Source organism: Vibrio sp. QJM3NY_21 (assembly GCF_057785975.1).
The window spans coordinates 1,558,633-1,583,362 of the sequence record NZ_CM173514.1; the positions used below are offsets into that span (position 1 = coordinate 1,558,633).

The 24,730-nt window shown below is 44.8% G+C and carries 16 protein-coding genes; 10 read left to right on the forward strand and 6 right to left on the reverse strand.

All coding sequences use genetic code 11. The annotated features are described in order from the left end of the window. The 3 genes from AC3CID_RS22355 to AC3CID_RS22365 all read left to right on the forward strand — a co-directional run bounded on the left by AC3CID_RS22355 (nucleotide 1) and on the right by AC3CID_RS22365 (nucleotide 3,219). Nucleotides 1–1,695, forward strand: a complete 1,695-nt coding sequence (locus AC3CID_RS22355; RefSeq protein WP_171307581.1) for an ABC transporter ATP-binding protein — start codon at nucleotides 1–3, stop codon at nucleotides 1,693–1,695. Then, nucleotides 1,692–2,531, forward strand: a complete 840-nt coding sequence (locus tag AC3CID_RS22360; protein WP_171307580.1) for an energy-coupling factor transporter transmembrane component T family protein — start codon at nucleotides 1,692–1,694, stop codon at nucleotides 2,529–2,531. Before AC3CID_RS22355 ends, AC3CID_RS22360 begins: the two co-directional genes overlap by 4 nt. Nucleotides 2,532–2,748: 217 nt before the next feature. Continuing rightward, nucleotides 2,749–3,219, forward strand: coding sequence for a TetR/AcrR family transcriptional regulator (locus AC3CID_RS22365; RefSeq protein WP_171307579.1), 471 nt, complete (start codon nucleotides 2,749–2,751; stop codon nucleotides 3,217–3,219). 80 nt (nucleotides 3,220–3,299) lie between these two features. Here AC3CID_RS22365 and glgB read toward each other — a convergent pair whose 3' ends face one another. The 3 genes from glgB to AC3CID_RS22380 form a co-directional block, all read right to left on the reverse strand. Continuing rightward, nucleotides 3,300–5,480, reverse strand: coding sequence for a 1,4-alpha-glucan branching protein GlgB (gene glgB, locus AC3CID_RS22370; RefSeq protein WP_065206705.1), 2,181 nt, complete (start codon nucleotides 5,478–5,480; stop codon nucleotides 3,300–3,302). A 175-nt stretch (nucleotides 5,481–5,655) separates the two neighbouring features. Further along, nucleotides 5,656–7,836, reverse strand: coding sequence for a 4-alpha-glucanotransferase (gene malQ / locus AC3CID_RS22375; protein ID WP_004732094.1), 2,181 nt, complete (start codon nucleotides 7,834–7,836; stop codon nucleotides 5,656–5,658). Nucleotides 7,837–8,023: 187 nt separating this feature from the next. Then, the gene (locus tag AC3CID_RS22380; RefSeq protein ID WP_010431613.1) at nucleotides 8,024–10,477 is read right to left on the reverse strand and encodes a glycogen/starch/alpha-glucan phosphorylase; all 2,454 of its coding nucleotides are present in this window, start codon (nucleotides 10,475–10,477) and stop codon (nucleotides 8,024–8,026) included. Between the two features lie 568 nt (nucleotides 10,478–11,045). Here AC3CID_RS22380 and malT point away from each other — a divergent pair. The 7 genes from malT (at nucleotide 11,046) to sstT (ending at nucleotide 20,255) form a co-directional block, all read left to right on the forward strand. Continuing rightward, the gene (gene malT, locus AC3CID_RS22385; RefSeq protein ID WP_473579106.1) at nucleotides 11,046–13,754 is read left to right on the forward strand and encodes an HTH-type transcriptional regulator MalT; all 2,709 of its coding nucleotides are present in this window, start codon (nucleotides 11,046–11,048) and stop codon (nucleotides 13,752–13,754) included. Nucleotides 13,755–14,323: 569 nt separating this feature from the next. Then, nucleotides 14,324–15,244 carry a polyprenyl-phosphate transporter gene (locus AC3CID_RS22390; protein ID WP_048610568.1) on the forward strand — a complete coding sequence of 307 codons (921 nt, stop codon included), beginning with the start codon at nucleotides 14,324–14,326 and terminating at the stop codon, nucleotides 15,242–15,244. A gap of 203 nt (nucleotides 15,245–15,447) precedes the next feature. Next, complete coding sequence (locus AC3CID_RS22395; protein WP_488527496.1) at nucleotides 15,448–15,888, forward strand: hypothetical protein; 441 nt, start codon at nucleotides 15,448–15,450, stop codon at nucleotides 15,886–15,888. Further along, complete coding sequence (locus AC3CID_RS22400; RefSeq protein ID WP_004732104.1) at nucleotides 15,885–16,481, forward strand: SCO family protein; 597 nt, start codon at nucleotides 15,885–15,887, stop codon at nucleotides 16,479–16,481. The genes AC3CID_RS22395 and AC3CID_RS22400 overlap by 4 nt, the downstream gene beginning before the upstream one ends. 83 nt (nucleotides 16,482–16,564) lie before the next feature. Beyond that, complete coding sequence (locus tag AC3CID_RS22405) at nucleotides 16,565–17,023, forward strand: copper chaperone PCu(A)C (RefSeq protein ID WP_017061862.1); 459 nt, start codon at nucleotides 16,565–16,567, stop codon at nucleotides 17,021–17,023. 512 nt (nucleotides 17,024–17,535) lie between these two features. Continuing rightward, the gene (rsgA, locus tag AC3CID_RS22410) at nucleotides 17,536–18,600 is read left to right on the forward strand and encodes a ribosome small subunit-dependent GTPase A (RefSeq protein WP_488527497.1); all 1,065 of its coding nucleotides are present in this window, start codon (nucleotides 17,536–17,538) and stop codon (nucleotides 18,598–18,600) included. Between the two features lie 440 nt (nucleotides 18,601–19,040). Beyond that, nucleotides 19,041–20,255, forward strand: coding sequence for a serine/threonine transporter SstT (gene sstT / locus AC3CID_RS22415; protein ID WP_488527498.1), 1,215 nt, complete (start codon nucleotides 19,041–19,043; stop codon nucleotides 20,253–20,255). 169 nt (nucleotides 20,256–20,424) lie between these two features. On the opposite strand, the gene AC3CID_RS22420 is transcribed toward sstT, so the two are convergent. From AC3CID_RS22420 to AC3CID_RS22430, 3 genes are all read right to left on the reverse strand, one after another. After that, complete coding sequence (locus tag AC3CID_RS22420) at nucleotides 20,425–21,669, reverse strand: tetratricopeptide repeat protein (RefSeq protein ID WP_488528007.1); 1,245 nt, start codon at nucleotides 21,667–21,669, stop codon at nucleotides 20,425–20,427. A 322-nt stretch (nucleotides 21,670–21,991) separates the two neighbouring features. Then, nucleotides 21,992–22,594 (reverse strand): response regulator transcription factor, encoded by a 603-nt coding sequence (locus AC3CID_RS22425; RefSeq protein ID WP_061022228.1) that lies wholly within the window; start codon nucleotides 22,592–22,594, stop codon nucleotides 21,992–21,994. A gap of 11 nt (nucleotides 22,595–22,605) precedes the next feature. Beyond that, complete coding sequence (locus AC3CID_RS22430) at nucleotides 22,606–24,495, reverse strand: sensor histidine kinase (protein WP_488527499.1); 1,890 nt, start codon at nucleotides 24,493–24,495, stop codon at nucleotides 22,606–22,608. Nucleotides 24,496–24,730: the final 235 nt, after the last annotated feature.

Sequence of the window (24,730 nt, forward strand, 5' to 3'; positions counted from 1 at the left end):
ATGACTATAGAATTTTCGAACTTCTCTTTTAGATATGAGTCGCTGGATAAACCGACGCTAAAAAATATCAATCTAAGGATAGAGAAAGGAGAGAAAATCGTCATTATTGGACCAAGCGGAAGCGGTAAATCTACCCTAGGTCAATGCCTCAATGGCCTAATACCTCATGCAATTAAAGGTGAGGTAACTGGCTCTTTAGAGATCAACGGCAAGAATATCTCTGAATTTTCGATGCACGACTATACCGAGCAGGTAGGCACAGTATTGCAAGATACTGACAGCCAATTTGTGGGTTTAAGCATCGGCGAAGATATCGCATTCGCATTAGAAAACCAGTTGATGTCGAACATTGACATGTACCCGTTAGTTAAGTCGACGGCAAAAATGGTTGACCTAGCGGACATGCTTGAGCGATCGCCACACGATCTTTCAGGTGGTCAAAAGCAGCGAGTATCGCTAGCCGGCATCTTAGTTGATGACGTTGATATCTTGCTGTTTGATGAGCCTTTAGCCAGTCTTGACCCTAAGACAGGTAAGGCGACCATCGAGATCATCGACCAACTTCATAACGAAACCAACAAGACTATCGTGATTATCGAGCATCGCCTTGAGGATGTCCTGCATCGCGATATTGATCGTGTGATTTTAATGGAGCGCGGTGAAATTGTCGCGGATATGACTCCCGATGAAATTTTAGCGTCTAAGTTACTTGATACGCATGGTATTCGTGAACCTCTTTATCTGTCTGCGCTTAAAGCAGCGAAAGTACCTCTGACTAGCGAAGATAAGCTTTCAAACCTCAAAGCGTTGGATTACAAAAGATTCCGCCCTTCAGTACAAGGTTGGTTTGCTGAACGCCCTGCACCGCTAGCAGAGAAGCAGTACACGCCTTTACTCGAAGTACATGGCCTGACTTATTCTTACGATGGCGAGAAGAACGCACTCGAAGATGTGAGCTTCAAGATTGGCAAAGGCGAGTTTGTTTCGATTCTGGGCAAGAACGGTTCGGGTAAATCTACCATCACCAAACTCATCATGGGTGTGATCGATGCCGATTCAGGCTCTTCCTATCTAAATGGTGAAGACTTATCTGAGCTTTCTATCTTCGAAAGAAGCCAAAAGGTCGGTGTAGTAATGCAGAACCCAAATCATATGATCTCGCATCATATGATTTTTGACGAGATTGCTTTTGGTCTTCGTAACCGTGGCGTTGCAGAAGATGAGGTCAAAGAAAAAGTTGAGAACATTCTTGAGCTGTGTGGGCTGAGTAAGTTCCGTCACTGGCCTATCGAAGCTTTGAGCTACGGTCAGAAAAAGCGTGTAACCATTGCTTCTATCTTAGTGTTGGAACCTGAACTCCTCATCTTAGATGAGCCAACTGCAGGCCAAGATTACCGAAACTACACGTCAATGTTGGCGTTTATCCAAAAGCTTAACCGTGATTTGGGTATTACTGTGGTGATCATCTCACACGACATGCATCTCGTTCTAGAGTACACCACACGTTCGATCGTAATCGCAGACAGCAAGCTTATTGCCAATGCCGCCATGACAGAAGTGTTTAGTCAGCCATCGCTTCTAGAACGTGCAAACCTCTGTACCACTAGTATTTATGAACTCGCGACTATGATGAAAATCGACGATACCAATGCGTTTATGCAGTACTTCATCGACTACGAGAGAAGTTCTCTATGAACGCATCAAAAGTAAAATTCGGCATCAACTACATTGATACCAAATCCCCCCTGCACGCATTAAATGGCATCACGAAATTTGCACTCTTCTTAGCTTGGGTAACCGTGGTATTGACTACGTTCGACCTGAGATTGATTACGCTGCTTATTATGACTGGTTTATACCTATTAAAGCTCACCAATGTACCTATACGCGTGTATAAGCCTTTGTTATTAGGTACGGCGAGTGTCTTAAGTCTAAATGCTTTATTCATGTTCCTGCTTGCTCCGCAGCAAGGCACTGAGCTCATCGGTAGCGAAACTGTATTACTGACATTACCGGGTAACTACTCGTTGAGCCAGGAGACTCTGTTTTACTTAGTCACCGTCACGCTTAAGTACATGAGCATGTTTCCGATAGCGTTAATATTCGTCTTCACTACGCATCCGACTGAGTTTGCCGCAAGCCTCAACCGTATCGGTGTTCCGTACAAGATCGCCTATGCGGTAAGCTTAACGCTGCGTTACTTGCCAGAGGTTAAGAAGGACTTCATCAATATCATGCATGCTCAGCAAGCTCGTGGTGTAGAACTCTCGAAGAAAGCGCCCCTAATAACTCGAATCAAAAACGTGGCTAAGGTTCTAGGGCCGCTCATTTTCTCTAGCTTAGACCGCGCAGACGAGATTTCAAATGCAATGACGCTTCGAGGCTTTGGCCGACACAAGGCGCGTACTTGGTATAGCTATGCACCTTTGAAACGTATCGACTTTGTCTGTTTAACAGTTATTACATTAGCCGTGATACTCGCAATCACAAAGAGAGCACTCGAAGATCAACTGTTCTGGTACCCTTTCTAAACTTCGCAAACTCTACACAAACATACCCAATACAAACAAAGGCCGCTTACTCAAGCGGCCTTTATTATTCATAAACAACTATTTACGTATTAAATATGGATAAATTATATTTTTTTATGTGTGATTTTTTGTTTTTTAAGGTCTATTCCCAGATAGTTTGCTAATATCCTCAATCCGTAATTTATATACAGAATGTCACACTCAATAGAGATTTGTAATGGCTCGAATTACTCAAGTACAGAAACTAGAAAATCAAAAACACTACGATGAGATCGTACTAAACCTTTTTCTGGCTGAAGGACATGAAGCACTAACTTATGCAAGGATTGCTCAAGAAATTGGCATTAGTTTGACGACGCTTCAGGGCTATTATCCATCGACCCGCGCTATCCGATCAGCGCTACACCAACACATGCTATCAATTGTTATAGAGAATCTAGAGTTCTCGTCGGAAGAAGTATTCATTCAATCTTGGCAAAACGCTCTAGATAATGATCAATTTCGATTCGTGATCAAATTGATGTTTTTCCATGCCTCCCAGGTCAAGAGCCCTGAACAGTTTAATATCAGTTCAGATGGTCAATTCCGCGAGATAATGTTTAATAGCTTTGGGCTTGATACCGTTCGAATCCTTGAGACTGTCGTAGGACGTTCAATGTTCTATCTCACAAACTTCAAGCAGCAATAAACCAAGCATTAGAAATACAAAAATGGGAGCCTTTCGGCTCCCATTTTCTTTTTAGTTATCGCTTACTTCAACTTATAGACCTAATTTAGCTTGTAAAAAACGGTCGATAACGGTGGTAAACGCAGCTCAATCGATGTGTCTAAGCCTTCGCTTTCTACTGATTCAACCTCAGCAACCGGCTTCACTTCAAAGCCACTGCCTGCATAATCCGCAGAGTCTGTATTCAATAACAAAGAGTACTGACCTTGTGCTGGAACACCTAAGCGGAAGTGCTCATGAGGAACGGGTGTAAAGTTAGAAACCACCAATACACGCTCGCCTGATTCACTGATACGCTCATGAGCTAAGATACTCGCTTCAGCTGAATCCTGTAGACGCCATTCAAAACCTTTCGGGTCGAAATCAAGATCATGCATTGCAGCTTCAGAACGGTACAGATTGTTCAAATCTTTCGTTAAGCGCTGAACACCTTGATGACGTTCATAATCTAGCAAAAACCATTGCAGTTGATCATCGTGGTTCCATTCCGCCGTCTGACCAAATTCAGCACCCATGAAGTTCAGCTTCTTACCCGGCTGCGCGTACATGTAACCCATGTAAGCACGTAGATTTGCCGTTTGCTGCCACTCATCACCAGGCATTTTTTCGTGGATAGATCCTTTACCATAAACCACCTCATCGTGAGATAGAGACAATACATAGTTCTCACTGTGTGCATAAACCAATGGGAAGGTAATTGTATCGTGGTGATATTTACGATTGATTGGATCTTCTTGGATGTAAGACAAACTATCGTGCATCCAACCCATGTTCCACTTAAAGCCGAAGCCTAAGCCGCCCATAAAGGTTGGGGCTGAAACACCAGGGAAAGCCGTTGATTCTTCAGCAATCGTCATCGCATTCGGGAAGTGCTTGTACACTTCTTCGTTCATCCACTTAAGGGTTGCGATAGCATCGTAGTTTTCGTTGCCGCCGTCTGCATTCGGAATCCATTGATCATGGCTACGCGAATAATCGAGGTACAACATCGAAGCAACCGCATCAACACGAATGCCGTCGATATGGAATTGTTCAAACCAGTACAGTGCGTTTGCAACCAAGAAACGGCGCACATGCTCTTTGCCTAAATCGTAAATGTACGAATTCCAATCTTGGTGCCAACCACGACGTGGATCTGGATCATGGAACAAAGGTGTTCCATCAAAGTTGGCTAAGCCGTGATCATCACTAGGGAAGTGTGCTGGAACCCAATCCAGAACAACACCCAGACCAGCTTGGTGACATTGATCGACGAAGAATTTGAAGTCATCAGGAGAGCCAAAACGACTCGTTGGAGCGAACAAGCCTATTGGCTGATAGCCCCAAGAACCGTAAAACGGATGCTCTGAAACCGGCATCAACTCTACATGCGTGTAACCCAAGTCCGTTAAATATGGGATCAATTCAGCAGCAAGCTCACGGTAGTTTAAGAATTCCCCTTCAGCGTTACGCTTCCAAGAACCAGCGTGCAGTTCATAGAACGAAAGTGCTTCTTTACGCTTTTGCGTTACTGGGCGATTCTGCCACTGAGTATCTTGCCACTCGTAACGAGCGTGATCGTAAGTCACAGAAGAAAATGAAGGGTACTGCTCAGAGTAAAAACCCCATGGGTCAGCTTTGTGTGGTAAGCCTTCGCCATCAGGTCCTTTTAATTCAAACTTGTATTGAGCGCCTTCTTCCAGTTCAGGAATGAATAGGCCCCACATGCCATAATCTAAGCGTTGCATTGGATGACGACGACCATCCCAAGCGTTGAAGTTACCCACTAAGCTTGCCGCTGTTGCATGCGGTGCATACACCAAGAAACGCGTACCTGAAATCGTCTGTCCATCACGCTCTAGCGTAATAAACTGAGCCCCCATGTGATGATACATATCTTTAGGTGTATGGAGATCTTCATAACTCGCGTACAGATCGTGGTACTGGTATGGATCATCGATGATCTGCTCGACTCCAGCCCAATCAACCGCGAGCTTGTAGTGAGTAAAACGTAAATCTCTCTCTTGCTTAAGAATGAAACCACTTTCACCCTCTCGCGCTAACTCAATACGAGGTTCCTTTCCAACAATCAACTCGACTTTATTTGCCCCAGGAATCCACACACGTAATGCACCTTGCTCAGAAGGTAGGTATGGCCCTAAAAACGCAAATGGGTCAGTGAAACAAGCCTGTGATAGTTGGGTATATATTTGTTTTTGCTTTGAAATCGAACTTAGTTCCAAAACGCTTCTCCCTAACCAAACATCCAAAAAATATAATACAAAAATGCCCGCTATTAGTGCGGGCAATATAACGACGGTTTATTCTACCAGATGAGCATTCATTATTGAGTGACCGAGGTTGTAGTTTCGTACGGCGTAAGCAAAAAACCACCGATTTTCAAGCCACTCAACGTCATTACTTAGCTGCTTTTTCTCGAACGTCAGTCAGCTTAGAAGCGATACGATTTACCCCTTCGTGAGCAAATATTTCGTCCAAGTTCATTGATAGTTTACGACGCCAGTTAGGGTATTCATCGACAGTACCAGGAATGTTTACTGGCTTGTCCATCTCTAACCAATCTTCCAGTTGAACACTAAGAAGTGTCGAACCACCAGCCGCAACGTGCAGTTGAAGTGCTTCAGCAAGATAAGAGTCCATCGGTACTTGGCTTGCATCACGACCAACACCTTCAGGTAAGAAGCCATGCCACGCCACCGAATCTAAGATACCTTGTTTGCATTCCAGACGGTCATCGAACAAGGTTTCTAGCTGTTCTGCATCTGGGTATAAACCAATCTCTTGACCCATTTTCAAGTCATCACAATGCCAGAAGCCGCGAAGCGTTGGCATATCATGAGTACAAAGTGCCGCCATCGATTGTGGCGCATAATGTTTCGGTGAGATAAAGCCACCGTCATCTTCTGATGTTTCGAAGAAGAATACTTTGTAAGAATGCACACCCGCATCCGCTAGAATATCGACGATTTCATCCGGCACAGTACCTAAATCTTCACCAATAACGCTACATTGGTAACGGTGAGATTCAAGCGCCAGAATTGACAGCATGTCTTGTACTGGGTAGTAGATGTACGCACCCTTGGTTGCGTTTTCGCCTTTTGGAATCCACCACAAACGCAGTAGGCCTAAAACATGATCAATACGAAGTGCACCACAGTGCTTCATGTTGGCACGAAGTAGCTTGATGTAAGCGTCGTAGCTCGTTTCTTGAAGCACTTCAGGATTAAGTGGTGGTAAACCCCAGTTTTGACCTAGAGGACCAAGCACATCCGGTGGAGCACCGATGCTCGCATCCATCACTAGGTTGCCTTCATCGGCCCAAGTTTCGCTGCCTGAATCAGCAACACCAACAGCTAGGTCACGGTACAAACCAACGGCCATGCCTTTCTCTTCAGCAAGAGACTGTGCATCGTTGATTTGGCAATCCGCTAACCACTGCAGGTACATGTAAAGATGAACATTCTCTAGGTTCTCTTTAATGTATTTCTGTGTCGCTGGGCTTTCGAATGTACGATACTTCTCTGGGAATACTGGCCAGCCCCACATACCTGAATCTTCGGCATGTAACTCACCGTGCAGAGCATCAAACGCCGCTTGATGCATCAGGCTTTCACCACCTTCTTCTACAAACGCTAAGAACGCTTGTGCACGATCGCTGTTCTTGTCTAGATGACGAGTCTTAAATTCTGCGAATAACAGAGGCAAGATGCTCATCTTAAGCTCAGACACTTCGGTGTAATTTACCCAGTGCGCTTCACGAGCTTTTTGTAGACGCTGTTGGAATTCAGCGCTGCCTACCGTTTGTTGTGCTTCAGCACTTAATGCGAATTCAGGTACTGAGCTCACATCAATGTATAAGATGTTCAACCAACGACGTGACGACGGGCTGTATGGGCTCGCGCCTTCTGGGTTCGCTGGGAATAATGAGTGAATTGGGTTTAGGCCAACAAAATCACCACCGCGAGAAGCGATATCAGCAACAAGCTGTTTAAGGTCACCAAAATCACCAATACCCCAGTTGTGCTGAGTTCTTAGTGTGTACAGTTGAACACTTGGTCCCCAAAGCTTTTTGCCTTGCTCGATTGGTGACTGCTTGAAACACGCTTTTGGCGTAATGATCAATGTCATCTCGTAAGGCTTCTTACGGCGCTTACGGCTCACAATCAACTTGTGATAACCCCATGCCAAATCACTTGGCAATGCAAACACTAAAGGGCCACCCTCGGCACGCTCGTCACGAACGACTTGAGATTGAAGATAGCCTTCAAGTACCTCTCCTTGCTCGGTTTCTAAGCGCCAGCTGAACTCACTTTCACGAGCACTTACACCTAGATTAAGCGCCACTTCTACTGGCTCACCGTCACGCAAGACAAGAACTGGGTCTAGTACATCTTTTTTGTGTTTTCTTTCTGCAGATTTAAGCAGTGCATCATCGCTGCTTGTATCGTAGCCCAATGAAGCCAATAGAGACGTAATCGTCTCTTCTGATACTTGTGCTTCATCGCCCCACGCACTAACGTAACTGTCGGCAATATTTGCCATTTCTGCGACTTGTTTTAATACGGTCTGTTCTTTCATCGCTCTCTCCGAAAACGTTCTGACGCTTTCAATTTTGTAGGGTTGTTATTTAATTTGTTACTAATCAATTAGCTTGTGACAATCAGTTTGTAAGCATCTTGTTTATAAACGACAAACCTTTAAGCCTTTCGTTTGCTCACAAGCTAATTGAGCCAAGGCAGAAACTGCCTTGGCTACTTTGGAAGTATTAACGGTTAACCGCTTCAAGTTTCCAAATGTTGTTCACGTAATCGCGAATAGAGCGGTCTGATGTGAACTTACCAACCAATGCTGTGTTAAGAATCGCTTTCTTAGCCCAACCTGCTTGGTCTTTGTACTGCTTGCCCATGTCTTCATGTGCTTTCACATAAGATGCGAAGTCAGCAAGACATAGGTACGGGTCGCCACCGTCTAGTAGGCTATCAAACGTTGCACGTAGAAGGCCTGGTTGACCTGGAGAGAACTCATCGCCAGTCAGTAGGTCTAGAGATGCTTTCAGCAGTGGGTCTGCGTTGTAGTAATCGTATGGGTTGTAACCCTGAGCTTGCAATGCCACTACACCATCAACGTCTAGGCCAAAGATGTAGATGTTTTCATCGCCAACTTCTTCACGAATCTCAACGTTTGCACCATCCATCGTACCGATAGTTAGCGCGCCGTTTAGCGCCATCTTCATGTTGCCCGTACCCGATGCTTCTTTACCAGCCAGTGAGATTTGCTGAGAAACATCTGCCGCAGGAATAATGATTTCAGCCATGCTTACACGGTAATCAGGGATGAATACCACTTTCAGCTTGTTGCCAATGCGAGGGTCGTTGTTGATCTTCTCTGCAATCTTGTTAACCGCGAAGATGATCTCTTTCGCTAGGTGGTAACCCGGTGCTGCTTTCGCTGCGAAGAAACATACGCGTGGCTCACACTCGAAACCAGGTTCGTTAAGAATACGGTGGTACAGAGATAGAATGTGTAGCAAGTCTAGGTGCTGACGCTTGTATTCGTGAAGACGCTTGATTTGCACGTCGAAGATAGCGTTCGTATCTAGCTCGATACCCATGTTCTCTTGAACCCAATCAGCAAGGCGCTGTTTGTTTTCTTTCTTAACAGCCATGAATTCTTTTTGGAATTTCGCGTCTGTTGCAAACTTAGCTATGCCTTCAAGCTGCTCTAGTTTTGCTGGCCACTCAGTGCCTATCTTGCCAGTAATTAGCGTAGATAGCCCTGGGTTACAGAACTTCAACCAACGACGTGGCGTAATGCCGTTCGTTACGTTAGTCAGTTTGCCTGGGAAGATTTCGTTGAACTCAGGGAACAAGTCTTTCTTAACCAGTTGAGAGTGAAGCGCAGCTACACCGTTTACTTTGTAAGAGCCAATCACACATAGGTTTGCCATGCGAACCATGCGGTGGAAACCTTCTTGGATGATAGAAAGCTTCGCTTGCTTCTCACCGTCACCAGGCCACATCTTGCGAACTTCTTGCATGAAGCGGTGGTTGATTTCAAAAATGATTTCCATGTGACGTGGAAGAAGACGGTTGATCAAAGATTCAGACCAAGTCTCTAATGCTTCTGGAAGTAGTGTGTGGTTCGTGTATGCGAACGTATGAGCACTGATTTCCCAAGCTTGGTCCCAAGTTAAACCTTTCTCATCGATCAGGATGCGCATCAATTCAGGGATAGCGATCGTTGGATGCGTATCGTTCAGTTGAATCGTTTCTTGCTTAGGCAGATCTTCTAGAGAGAAACCTGCTGCTTCGTGACGACGTAGAATATCGCGAACAGACGCTGCTGAGTGGAAGTACTGCTGCATTAGACGCAGTGTCTTACCTTTCTCGTGGTTGTCGTTCGGGTAAAGTACTTTAGTGATGTTGCCTGCATCGATTAGCGAGTGTTGCGCTTCGAAGTAGTCGCCGTTGTTAAAGCTTGCTAGTGAGAATGGTGCGATTGCCTGACATTCCCAAAGACGCAATGGGTAAACTGTGTTTGACTCGTAACCTACGATAGGTAGATCCCAAGGCATTGCTTTCACTTCCATACCCGGAACCCAAGTACGAACTTCTTTACCGTCGATATATTCAACTTCTACATGACCGTAAAAACCAATGTGTTGTGCTAGTTCTGGACGAGCTACTTCCCATGGGTAACCTTCAACACCACGCCATGCGTCAGGTGCTTCTTGTTGACGACCGTCTTGGAAAGACTGTTTGAATAGACCGTATTCGTAGTGAAGACCGTAGCCTACTGTTGGGTATTCTTGAGCGGCACAAGAATCCATGAAACAAGCGGCTAGACGACCAAGACCACCATTGCCTAGTGATGGGTCGCGTTCTTCTTCTAGAAGATCAGTTAGGTTTTGACCTAGCTCTTCCATTGCATGAGTGATCTGTTCGTACAGACCCATGCTGATCAGGTTATTACCTGTTAAACGACCAATCAAAAACTCTAGTGAAAGGTAGTTAACGCTCTTCGCGTTCTTAATTTTTTCGTCATTTTCAGTTTCTAACAGATCAAATGTTGTCAATTCTGCTAGCGCACGCCCCATTGCTAGGTACCATGCGCGGCTATCTGCGTTTTCAATCGTTGTTGCGTAGGTTGCAGATAAATGCTTCTTAACGCTTTCTTGGAACGACACTTTATCGAAAGTTTTTTGCTGAGTTGGTTTCATTTCAGAAATCTCGCTTTTAATAGTTCTAATTCATCTGTCACATATCGTGCATGGTCACCATTAACTAAACATCCTCCCGCTAACGCGACAAACTAGGAGTAGATGGGAGGGCGTAGGGGGCGTACCGACATAGGGTTAGTGATCTGACTCTCATGTTCTGACTTCGAACAAAAACTTGGAGTGACTAAGATCACAAGCTCCCGTTCGATAACTTACCTTCAATTGATGTGACTTTTATTTAACCGGATTAAAGTCATTATCAAATTTGATATTCAGATCACGAAAATAATTTCTTCCTCTCATCTTTTGCATAGATTTACGTGTTGGGATGAAGGAAGTCACATTCACAAACCAACCCGCTATGTGAGCGGAGTCTCAAATAAAGGGCGTAGAAGCCTAAAAACATGCAGGAGTGCAAGGTTTCTGAGGAGGATCATAGTCGGTGCCGTTTTGCTTCACGTAATATGATTGAAGACTTAAGTAATTAGGCTGATGTCATTCGATTACACTCAACGATAGATTGAGGTAATCCAGAACATAAGCCACGGAATAGGTGAAAAACTTCGACATGTGGATCCCTTCGAAACTGACTCGTCCCGGCCGCTTACATAATGCAATCCTACGACCTAGGGTTCTCGATCTGCTCCAACACGCAGATTGCTATAAGCTTGTATTATTCCGCTCTCCAGCGGGGTACGGCAAAACCACAATGGCAGCTCAATGGCTGGTAGATAAGCCCAATGTGGGTTGGTACAGCATTGATGAAAGTGACAACGATGCCTTTCGCTTTATCAACTACCTAATGCAATCACTCAATAAAGCGACTCAAAATGCCTGCCCTAATGCCCAAAAGCTGGCAGAAAAGCGACAATTTTCATCGTTGCATTCTTTGTTAAGTGAAGTGTTTGCTGAGATGTCTGAATTCCATCACGAATGTTTCCTTGTGTTGGATGACTATCACTTGGTCAACAATGACGATATCCACGAAGCTATGCGCTTCTTCCTTAAACACATGCCTGACAACCTGACGCTTGTTGTGACTAGCCGCGGGACACCACCACTTGGCACTGCAAACCTTCGTGTTCGTGATCTGATGATTGAAATTGGAAACGATTCGCTGGCTTTTGATACTGAAGAGACGACGCGCTTCTTCAATCAACGTGTCGCCGATGGCGTAGATGACACGACCGCTGGTAGTATCTGTACTTATGTTGAGGGGTGGCCTTCGGCATTACAGCTTATTGCCCTTCAAGCTCAACATCAAAAACGTACCCTTGCGCAATCTGCAGAATCGTTCTCTCACTTTAACCATGCCCACCTTTGGGATTACTTGGTTGAAGAAGTATTCGATCTACTGGATAAAGAAACCCGACAGTTCTTGATGCAGTGTTCAGTACTTGATCATTTCAATGACGAATTAGTCTGCGCGCTTACACAGCGTGAAGACGCACTGGGTATGATCGAATCACTCAACCGATTTGGCTTATTCATCTACCCGCTTGAAGGCGAGAAAAACTGGTACCGATTCCACAATCTATTCGGTGAGTTTCTTGCCCATGAGCGCCAAGCTCGAATTCCGCAACAAGAAGCCGAGTTGCACCGGAGTGCCGCGAAAGCGTGGATCAAACAGAAAACGCCTCATCAAGCACTGCGACATGCACAACGTGCTGAAGATCCAGAGCTGATCATCCAAATCCTGACTGAACACGGTTGGCCGATGTTCAACCAAGGTGAGCTTTCATCATTAGAGATGGCGATCAAGCAACTGACTACGGATCAACTATACAGTGAGCCGAAGCTATCAATGCTGCGCGCTTGGCTGGCACAAAGTCAGCACCGTTATGATCAAGTGGGTACTTTGTTGGAAGAGGCTGAGACTCAATATCAAGCTCGAAACATTGAACTCGATACTCAGCAACAAGGCCAATACAATGCCTTGCGTGCCCAAGTTGCCATCAACAGCAATGAGCCTGAGAAAGCATTGGAGTTGGCTGAGCTTTCGTTGAGCCAGTTAAACACTACGGTTTATCGTAGCCGCATTGTGGCAACGTCTGTTGTTGGCGAAGTAAACCACGTAATGGGCAACCTCAGCCGTGCGCTACCGATGATGCAACAAACAGAAAAACTGGCACGTCAGTATCAGGTTTACCATCAGGCTCTATGGGCAATTCTTCAGCAAAGCGAAATCTTGATTGCTCAAGGTTATGTTCAAGCTGCATTTGAGCTACAAGACAGCGCATTCAAATTGATCGAAGAGCATCAGCTTCAATACGTTCCTCTACATGAATTTTTGCTGCGTGTTCGCGCTCAGATCTTCTGGTGTTGGAACCGACTAGATGAAGCGGAAGAATGTTGCTACAAAGGCTTAGATATCCTTGGTCACCACTCTCCGAGTAAACACCTGCACAGCTATTCTATGCTGGCTCGAATTTCATTGAGCCGCGGCGAGATTGATAAAGCGTCGAAGTTTATCGACCAAATTCAACACCTGCTACGTCAATCAACTTACCACGTAGATTGGACCGCAAATGCTTCTTTGTCTTTGATTCTTTTCTGGCAAGTAAAAGGCAATAAAGAGGCAATCCGTGATTGGCTAAGCGTGGCGGTTCGACCTGAATCGGCGAGTAACCACTTCTGTCAGCTTCAATGGAGAAACATCGTACGTTCTCACATCATCCTTGAGCAGTATGAAGATGCGGAAGAAGCGCTGACTTTCCTTAAGAGTGAAGCGCAGCGTTCACATCTGATTACAGACACCAACCGAAACTTGATCGTTGAAGCGGTGTTGCGTACACAAATTAACGATGAGGACAGCGCACGCGTGCTACTTGAAGAAGCGCTTCATATGACCAACCAAACCGGTATGGTTGGTAACTTCTTGGTCGACGGTGGGACTATCGGGCATATCTTGGATAAATTGAGCAACAAGCCAGGCTTAGGTGACTTAGAACGCCATCGCGCTCAACAGATCATGAAAGATATCTCAACCACCCAACGCAGCCGCTCGGTTCACTTCGATGAAGACTTTGTTGAGAACTTGGTTAATCACCCGAATATTCCTGAGCTTGTGCGCACTAGCCCACTCACCCAGCGTGAATGGCAAGTACTTGGTCTGATCTATTCTGGGTTCAGTAATGAGCAAATCGCTCAAGAGCTCGATGTAGCGGGGACCACGATCAAAACTCACATCCGTAACCTTTACCAAAAGCTCAACATTGCTAACCGCAAAGAAGCAATCAGCACGGCAGAGAACTTGCTGCAGTTGATGGGTTACTAAAACGGATTCGAGATTGATTCGAGAAAAGCTTAAGCTAGTCACCAATGGTGGCTGGCTTTTTTTTCATCTGAGGTTAGAGCTTAAAAATGTAGGAACTGGAAAAGAAAAAAGACAATCACCAAACGACAGGCAAAAAAATAGCCAACCGCAATAATCGCGATTGGCTCTATATATTTGTGAACAAATCAATAGGTTCACTAACAACGTCAGTTGGCTAGGTGACCCTCGGCTTAAGAAGGGTCAATGTACATAATGCAGTTAGCGTGCCAACTTTTATTCGACGTTTTATAAGCCCTGCATCGCATAAAAACCATGAATTTGTCATGCGAATTGCAAAGTGCATTTGCATAATGCAACCAAGATGCAATATCGATAAGAGATCAGTTTCATCTCTGCTCTTAATGACAAATTACTAAGTGGTTGTATTTTAAATGTTAGGCAAATGTTCAGTTCAACTTATTGCCTTACAATTAAGAGAGTAATAAAAGCCCTTCCCCAATGGCATATTCATACTTTTTTTACACTAAAGTTTGTATACTGCACAAAATCACCCTCAACTCTATGAAGCAATGAACTACTTAAGTACTTTTTTCAAAGGCATGGCAATGGGCGCAGCAGACGTTGTTCCTGGCGTGTCGGGCGGAACCATCGCATTCATCACTGGTATCTACGATACGCTGCTAGAAAGCATTCGAAGAATTAACCCTAGCGTACTTGGCTTATGGAAACGCGAAGGCTTCAAAGCCGCGTTTAACCACATCAATGGTTTCTTCCTGATTTCACTGTTCGCAGGCGTATTCACGAGCATTGCGACATTTGCAAAACTAATTTCTTGGTTATTAGTCACCCACCCCGTTCCACTGTGGTCTTTCTTCTTTGGCCTGATCTTGGTGTCGGTTTTCCATATTCTTAAGCAAGTAGAGAAGCGCGATATGATTCGATTCGTGTTTTTGCTGCTTGGCGTTGCTTTCGCCTATAGCATTACCGTGCTTAAGCCGCTACAAATGGAACCAACCAGCATCAATGTTCTCATTGCGGGTGCGATTGCGATCTGTGCGATGATTTTGCCGGGTATCTCGGGTAGCTTCATTCTGCTATTGATTGGTATGTATGGGCCGGTTCTTGGCGCGGTTAAAGAGTTCCAAATCGATGTGCTTGCGCTATTCCTTAGTGGCTGTGTGATTGGCCTACTGACTTTCTCGCACGTACTTTCTTGGTTACTGCGCTCATTCCGCGATTTCACATTAGTGTTCTTAACTGGTTTGATGATCGGTACGCTGCCTAAGATTTGGCCGTGGAAAGAAACCATCAGCTGGCGTACAAATTCAAAGGGTGAGCAAGTTCCTCTGATTCAAGAAAACCTGTCACCGTTTGATTTTGAAGCCGTAACCTCTCAGCCTTCTCAGTTAGTAATGGCGATTGTGATGATGTTTGTTGCGATTGCATTGGTTCTAGGACTAGAGAAATTTGCAGAGCGCAACGCTGACTAATCATTCAACCAACTTCTGGAAAGCGTTTAAAACGGATAATGCTTAGAAATACTAAGCTCACCTCTCGATTAAACAAACAAAAGCGAAGCCAATAGCTTCGCTTTTTTAGTTCTACCATACGCACAAAATTGCTTTTTGATACAAGCACGTATTGAGGGGTATGATAACATCGCCGCTCTTATAAAATTAGATGAGAACACGACATGCACCCAGCATTAAAGGTGGTGGCTCTTGGCATAGCTCTCGTGGCAGGTTTTTATGGGCCGCAAGTATTTCAAAAATTTAAATCGATGATTGAGCACTCAACTGCCGAAGTCAACTTGGATGACTACTGCATGCTTTCAACCATATCGTGTGAGCAGGAATCCATTTCAATGTCGCTTGACCGAGAAACCGCACAACCTCTTCTACCCACAAAGATAAAGGTAGTTTGGGAAGGTGCTGCATCTGAGACACTGATTTTATCGCTCACAGGTTTAGAAATGGAAATGGGATCAGCGCGTTTTCAATTAAAGAGCATTGGCAATAATACCTATGAAGGTGATGTGATTTTACCTGTATGTACTTTAGATAAAATGACATGGGTCGGTGAGCTCACTGATGGTGTCGATACTGTAAACCCTGCAATAAGGATGGCAAGATGAGTAGAAATTGGTCGTTAGCATTGGTTGTCGCTTTTGTACTTGGCTTTGGTGTCAAAAGCTATCTTGATGGGCAAAACGAAGTTCAAGAACAACACGCTGCAAAACAAGAGTTCTCCGCAACGACTCTTTTCGGCAAAGACAACCAGCCAACGGAAATCTTTGACCAAACCGATGACAGAATTCGTATCGTTTACTTCGGTTTCACACGTTGCCCAGATGTATGCCCTACTTCTTTAGCTATGTTGGCCGGAGCACTTAACCAAGTATCTGATGAAGCAAAAGCAAAGATTCGCCCAATGTTTGTTTCTCTCGATCCTGAACGTGATGCCGCTGAAGCCTCGTATGAATACGCGCAATACTTCCACCCGATGATGGAAGGACTAAGTGGTCCATTGGATGTCACCACTACTCTGGCTCATAACTACGGCGTTATTTTCAGAAAGACCAAGCTTGAAGGTTCAGAGTTGGAATACACCCTAGACCACAGCTCATATTTTTATTTTTTAAAGCCCGACGGTACCTTGATTACCAAAGTACCGCACACGTTGACGCCAGCGCCAATTGTTGAGGCTATCAACAAGCTGACGCAGTAAAACGTAAAAACAAAGAACTTACTCAATAAAGTTCAAAAAAAGTCAGGTCCCAGACCAAAAACATAAAAATTAAGGACAACAACATGAAGTTAAAAGCACTTGCTCTAGCAGGCTTATTGCTCACCCCTTTTGCTCAGGCTAGTAGCGACATTATGGTTCATGACGCGTATGCTCGTGCAACCCCGCCTTCAGCAGTGAACAGCGCGGTGTTCACGACTCTGATGAACCACAGCGATAAAGATCGCGCTATTGTTTCTGCAACAACACCTGCAGCAGGTAAAGTAGAACTTCATGATGTAATCATGGATGGCGATGTTATGAAAATGCGCCAAGTTCAAGAGATCACCATCCCTGCGAACGGTGAAGCAGTACTTAAACCAGGTAGCCTACACATTATGTTGTTCGACCTAGCAAGCAGCCTAAAAGAAGGTGAGCAAATCGAGATGACACTGACTTTCGCTAATGGTGAAACGCAGACCTTCGATGCGCCAGTTAAGAAAGTAATGAGCGGCATGAAGAAGATGAATCACGATCATCATTAATCGTATTCACAATTGATAAAATCATTTAAGCCACGATGACTTCTCGCCATCGTGGCTTTTTGTTAAACTGAGTTCGCTTTTTATTCAAAGCCTGAACACATAAATAACCCAAGGAGAATAGAAGATGATTGTAATGAACACACTAAAACTGGCAGTAAAAGTAGCGCGTTAATTTGTTTGGTTAATCAAACTTAAATACCGAGCGACCAACACCTCGTCACCCGTGACGACCGCACACTTTTACCCGGTTTACTATTGATCGTAAGTGATCAATACCTGCATGCCCAATAGCGCATGACTAAATCCGGGGTCCTATCTATTTGAATTCGACCCAAGCTCAAAACATTTTTGACGTCTCGACGCTTTTTAATCTCAGCAACTCTTTTTGATCTCATCAATGCTTATTGATCTCATTAATAACCTGAGATCTCACAAGAAGTTAATGCTCTCATAAGAAAAGAAAAGAAAAGAAAAGAAAAGAAAAGAAAGCTCGCACGTCTGGGTAAATAGACATGAATTCACAAAACGCATTTTCTCATCCAATGTCACTTCAACAACTTGGATGGCAACCTGTATTCCAGCAACAACTGACACTCGAAGACTATGACCATTCCGTCATTGCTCGCATTACCGCGCACCATCGCAGCGGATATACGCTTGCGTCAGAACAAGGCGAAATCATTCTACCCGTTCATCAAAACCAACCGGCAATGACGGTTGGTGATTGGGTAATGTTGAACTCTGATCTGCAATTCGACCGCTTACTTGAGCGTCAGTCGCTCTTCAGCCGTAAAGCTGCAGGCAGTCGCGTAGCTGAACAATATACTTCATCCAATATCGACACCGTGTTTATCGTGGTCTCGCTAAATAATGACTTTAATCTAAGCCGCATCGAGCGTTATCTCGCTCTCGCCAATGAAGCGCAAGTTGAAACCGTTATCGTACTCACCAAGAAAGACTTGTGTGACGACTACCAAGACAAAGTACAACAAGTTCAAAGCTTAGATTCTATGCTGATGATCGAAGCCGTTAATAGCCTAGACCAAGACTCTACTCAAGTATTATCACCTTGGTGTAAAACGGGCAAAACGGTGGCTTTGATGGGGTCGTCTGGTGTTGGGAAATCTACGCTGGTCAACTCACTGCTTGGGGAGACTCACCAAGCCACGGGTGGCATTCGTGAAGACGACAGCAAAGGCCGTCATACAACCACGTCACGATCGCTCCACTTGCTAACATCGGGCGGTTTATTGCTCGATACTCCTGGTATGCGAGAGTTACAACTCGCCGATTGTGCTGAAGGAGTAAGTGAAACTTTTTCTGATGTGGAAGAGTTAGCGATACATTGTCGCTTTTCTGATTGCAGTCATGAGTCAGAACCAGGATGCACAATACGCAAAGCCATTGAAAGCGGTGAGCTTTCTGAAAGGCGATTCTCTAACTATGAGAAGCTACTCAGAGAGCAAGCAAGAAATGGAGCCTCATTGGCAGAACAGAGAGCGAACAGTAAACAGCTTTCTAAAATGTACAAAACCGTGCAGTCAGAGAGCCTTAATATCAAGAAATCGTCTAAATAGCCGATTATTGGATTAGGTTTACAACACGTAAATAAGCCCTATGTCCCTATCGCGTATTAGCTCATTAATTCATGAGCTCTTTAACGCATTGGGCTGGGGCTTCTTTGTATCAACAGGTCTTCTTTATATCAACAGGAACCCAATGGGATCATTTCTGCACACAATGATCTTGCTAATCGACTCTGACGGCACCAGGACCAGAACATTGACCCGAATGAGTATTATCATGCAGATTTATATCTCAACAAGAGTACAAAAATTTAACATTTAGCTCTAAAAACACCACGTAGCGCAAACAATCACCCTAAAAGTAAACTATTCCTAGACACCCTCTTAGATCCCGCTAATATGACCGCCCATTCCACTAGTGTATAGTTGGATTTGGTACAACTTTATAAAAAAATACATCACTATAATAAATTAACAATTGCAGGTATTTTATGCAAAATCACAACATGCTCGCCCGCATCGCTCGTGGAAATCTCGTTCTACAGATCCTTGCTGGTATTGTTTTCGGTGTCGTTCTCGCCATGGTTTCTCCTTCAGCAGCTCAAGATGCAGGCCTATTAGGTAGTCTGTTTGTTGGTGCTCTGAAAGCTGTTGCCCCAATTTTAGTATTCATTCTTGTTGCAGCTTCTATCGCAAACCAAAAGAAAGGTCAGCATACTCATATGCGTCCAATCATTGTGCTTTACCTGATTGGTACGTTCTCTGCTGCATTGACTGCGGTAGTACTGAGCTTCATGTTCCCAACCACTTTGACACTGGTTGCTGGCGCTGAAGGTGCTAACCCTCCTCAAGGTATTGCAGAAGTTCTTCATACGCTTCTATTCAAGCTTGTAGATAACCCAGTTAGCGCACTAATGAACGCTAACTACATCGGTATTCTTGCTTGGGCAATCGGTCTTGGTCTTGCTCTGCACCACGCATCAGCAACAACAAAAGCGGTTTTCGAAGACCTAAGCCACAGTGTTTCACACATTGTTCGCTTCATTATTCGTCTTGCGCCATTCGGTATCTTCGGCCTTGTTTCGACTACATTCGCAACAACGGGCTTCGATGCACTAGCAAGCTACGGTCAACTGCTAGCGGTTCTACTAAGCTCAATGCTGATCATTGCTCTTGTCGTTAACCCACTGCTTGTCTTTGTAAAGACAAAAGAGAACCCATACCCACTTGTACTACAATGTATTCGTGAATCTGGTGTAACGGCATTCTTCACTCGTTCAAGCGCTGCAAACATCCCAGTGAACATGAACCTTTGTAAGAAGCTAGAGCTAGATGAAGATACTTACTCTGTATCAATCCCTCTAGGCGCAACCATCAACATGGCAGGTGCTGCAATCACCATCACTGTGTTAACGCTTGCAGCTGTACACACTATGGGTATTGAAATTGATATCTTCACTGCGATTCTACTAAGCCTTGTTGCTGCAGTATCAGCATGTGGCGCATCAGGCGTTGCCGGTGGTTCACTGCTACTGATTCCTCTAGCTTGTGGCCTATTCGGTATCTCAAACGATGTAGCGATGCAGGTTGTAGCGGTTGGTTTCATCATTGGTGTGATTCAAGATTCGGCTGAAACAGCGCTTAACAGCTCAACTGACGTAGTGTTCACTGCGGCTGTATGTAAAGCTGAGCAAAACAAAGCTTAACAGCTCTTGGATATTAGGCTTTAACTCTAAGCTCTAAAAGCAAATAGCACACAAATAAAAAGGGAAGCATTCGCTTCCCTTTTTTGTTGTCTTGGTTTTCTAGATTACGGTTAGAAGCTTCATAGCTTCAGTCATTCTTGTCCAACTCATCAAAGCTAACCAACACGTTTTAGTGGTTGCTTTTCCAGCTTGGATCCACTGCTGCCTGACTGAAATCTAGAGAGTTAGGGCTTGCTTCTTTGTTATGCGTTGCTTGATCGCTGGGTGACCCTTGATTCGCAGCTCCGCTATCATGGTTTGGCGTCGCCTGCTGGCTGTAATCGACGTTAGAAGCTTGCTCACTCGACGCTTTGGTCTCTAAATGACGACCATCGACATTTAACTCCTCACCTTCTTCATCGGAGGCTTCTTTAACCTTCTTAGGAACAGGCACATTGCGTTTGTAGAGCTTGTTGAGCGCCTTAATGATTGAGTGCTTAGTGATCGCTTCTTGGGTCAGCTTAGTCATTATTGGCTTAGTCAGAGCCTGTAAGCCCACGACGGCATCGACACCAAGTTCCCCGCCGACTTTATCCCTCAAATGCTTCGCTTCTGCGTAGCCAAAATGAGCTGATAGGAATAACCAGATATAAGCGATGGCGTTGCCGTGTTCACCATGGTCAATCCAAGCTTCGCCTGCTCTAAACATCGCTTCTGCACTGTTCTTTTCTGCGGCCGTCTCAAACCAGTAAACAGCCTCGCCATGGTTAGGCTCAACACCAATACCGTTCAAATAACTCATACCAAGTTTGATCTTGCCGTCTAAGCTATTCTTTTCCGCGGCCTTTTGGTACCACTCGACAGAGCTTTCGGCAGAGTAGTCTGGGTTTTCTTTATCTAAACACCAGTCACCGATGAACAGCATCGCTTCGGTATTACCACCAGCCGCAGATTCTTCGATATAGGTGTAACCTTTAGGGATATTTTTATCAGTTCCACGACCAAAGACAAGTGCTTTACCCATCTCAAATTTCGCAGACACGTCATTGTCCAATGCGGATATCGCAAGCTGCCAAAAGTTGGCTTTCTCTCTTAAAATCAGGTCTTCTTTGCGCTTCATGCTTAGGCGCACAATGCCGTACATGCCATTGATATTATCGAGTTGCGCCGCTTTGTCGTACCAATACAGAGCTTCCTTAATATTGTTACGTTCCGCCTCCTTCGCCAAATACAGAATCGACGGAACATGCCCGGTTTCGGCTTTGAAGTGACGCTCTTTTTGCTCTTGTATACGCGCTTTTTCAATCGCTTTTCGATAAGCGACAGCACGAGCCTTACGTTCTTGTTCCAAGCGCTGCTTTCTTAGCGATAAAGAGATCAGCCACACGGCGACAAGTATTAACGAAAGAGCCGTCGCACCAATTGCGATTCCCATTGTACTCATAAAATATTTTAACCTAACTCGGCTGATACTAGCCCCGATACCGGGAAAGTGATCAACCCATAGTGAATGGTATGTTTCTAGTTACAGGGAAAAGCGCCGTTATTAAAACGTTCCGCCCTAAAATGAACTTAGTTCAGTATCTCAGGAATACATAGCGATAAAAAGTCTACTAAGACCTATCCTTATGCACTCCATAAATGGTGTGATCTTGCTTCAATAGAGTTCGATAATGAAGACCACCTTTAAGCAAAATAATCTTAAAAAACGACAACGAAATTGATGAATACCTATCAGCAATCCCATGTCGCTTTAGTTAGTTCAGTTGGCCGTATATGTAAGCCAGTTCAGCAACCGTTTTAGCAGAAAATTTCTTCATTAAACTCGCTCGATGCACTTCCACCGTTCTCATCGCGATACATAACTCATCAGCGATTTTTTGGTTACGTTTTCCGTCGATGATCTGCTTAAGAATATCGATTTCTCGGTCAGTCAACGATGCATACGCTTGGCGGTAAACATTCATGTGTAAATGCTTTTCAGAAGCGTCCAAACCTTGTTTGATCGCCTCAGCTAACTCACCGCCTTTAACTGGCTTTTGAAAGAAGTTCACCGCGCCGGCTTGTAAGGCTTCAACCGCCATTGGCACATCACCGTGACCCGTCAGGTAAATCACCGACAGTGGGCTCTGCGCCTTCACCATCAACTCATGAACTTGTTGCCCTCTCATTTCAGGCATTCGGCTGTCTAACACCACGCAACCTGGCGCACTCAAATCCACTGAGTCCAGAAAGCTCGGGCCATCTTCATAGGCTGACACCGTAAAATCATGCTCTTCCAATAAGAACACCAATGAGTCACGCATCGACTCATCGTCATCAACCACATAGACCGGCAACGTTTGATGAAGTTCAGACATAACAAGATTCCTTATGAATCATTTGAAATAGAGGAAGGTAGTGTCACCGCGACATGACAACCATGAGGAGTCAGTGAAGCAATGCTCATTTTGCCACTGTGGTCTTCAATCACATCTTGGCAAATCGCAAGCCCTAATCCCAAGCCGTTTTCTTTGCTGCTCACAAAGGCTTGAGTGACTTGTTGCTCGGTAAAATCTAAGCCCGTGCCGTTATCGATAACCGACAGCATCATTTTATCCGGTTGATACTCGGTAATCACTTTAATTGTCGATGGTTCGTTATTTTTGTTACCAATATCAGACGTAGCGCTTTGTTCGCGATGCATCTGAGCATTACACGCATCAGTCGCATTGTTGATCAAATTTACAACTACCTGCTGCAATCCGACAGGGTCAACATATAGCGTGATAGGTTTACCCACAACATAACGTTCAATGGTTATCTTGTGTTTCTCTAATCTAAACTGCAGTAGCTCGATGGTATCTGTAAGAAGCACTTCTATATCAATTTGAGATTTATCTGATGAGCGTTTTTTGATCATGTTTCTTAGGCGCTGGATGATCGCATCAGCACGGTCCACTTGAGACTGTATCTTCTCAAATACAGGCTCTATGTCAGTCAGCGGTTTGTTCTTCGAAATCCGCAGTAAACCACCTTCGCTATAATTCCGAATTGCTGCCAGAGGCTGATTAATCTCGTGTGCCAAGCTACTTCCCAGTTCACCAACTACCGCGATACGTTGTGAGTGCTCTAGTTGTTCACTCTTACTTTTCAGCTTATACAGCGTCGCTTCTAGTTGCTTTTTGCTGCGACTGAATTTGTATTCCAACCAGAAGTGGTAAGCATTTAGAGACACGACAAGAATAAAGAACGCCCATGCCCACTGTTGATTGTACTTGAGCCAGATTAACGCTTCTTTCCACCAAGGTTGTTGCAGTGGATGCACGTCGAGTTGTTGATATAGCTTATCGATCGACAGCAGGCTTGTCGGTGACGTCCAGCCCGATGCATTCGCTGCAATGGCTGGCGCACTGCTTTTTGGCATAGCAAATAACACCTGACTCATTTGTTTCGCCAGTGCCGAAGACGCTCGCTCTGTTCTGGCAAACGACCAGTTAGGGTACAACGGTGTAGACACCTGACATCGGAACTCTTCTGGTGCTTGATTCTCGATAACACGATATTGACCCGCCACCAGCAAACCTTCGCTGATCATGCTCTCGACCAAACACGCAGGCACCACCGCAGCTTCAATGTGCCCTTCACGCAGTTGATACAAGCTAGCATCAATAGGGAAACCTAAGAACTGGGTATTAGAGAAAAAGTGATTGGGGTTGAGCCCCTGTTGCATCACTTGGTAACGCATAGTGAGGTAACCACCAAAAGCATTTTCAGAGACTGCCGCAATCGGCTTACCGCTGAGTTGTTCGAGAGAGATATAAGGCGACATTCTTCTCACCACCAAGGCGGAACCAATGCTGCGTGTATTACTGGTGCCTTGAGCTTCAAAGTTATGACTGGTCATGGTTGCCATCCAAGAAAGCGCATACTGGCGTCCTAATCGAACCGCCTGACCGGGGTTGGTGATAACAAAATCAACAGTCACATCTTTTACCGCTTCGGCCATCTCTTCCAAGTTGAAAGGCTTAAGAACAAAGTGTTTTCCGGGAATGCGCTCAGACAGCCAATCCATTGTCGGCTGCCAACGCTGCTGCGCCGCAAGTTTGCCTCGGGTCGCCAACACACCAACCTCGATAACCTGATCGGGTTCATCTGTGTTTTGGTTTGGGCTTGAGCTTGGGGCTGCTATCGCTTGTTCAGATTGAGCTGCTAAACACACTCCTGCGGTTAGGCTCAGCCAACAAAGGCTAACGACTGTCATTAGGTTTCGAACGGTCACTGAAATCTCTTTCTCCAAGCAGATTGTTTATTCAATTTATTCTCTCGTCATTTCACTTTTTCTTGAAGCTGACGACATGTTCAACGCTTAACTCACCCTTTAGAGCGCTTGAGATAAGCCTCTAAAACAAAGCATAACAGCTAGATAGCGAAAACCACATTTGTTCTAGATCAACTTTGATCTGGGTATGTGGAAATCCACAATACCCCATGTGCGGTCAAAAACTGACAATGAG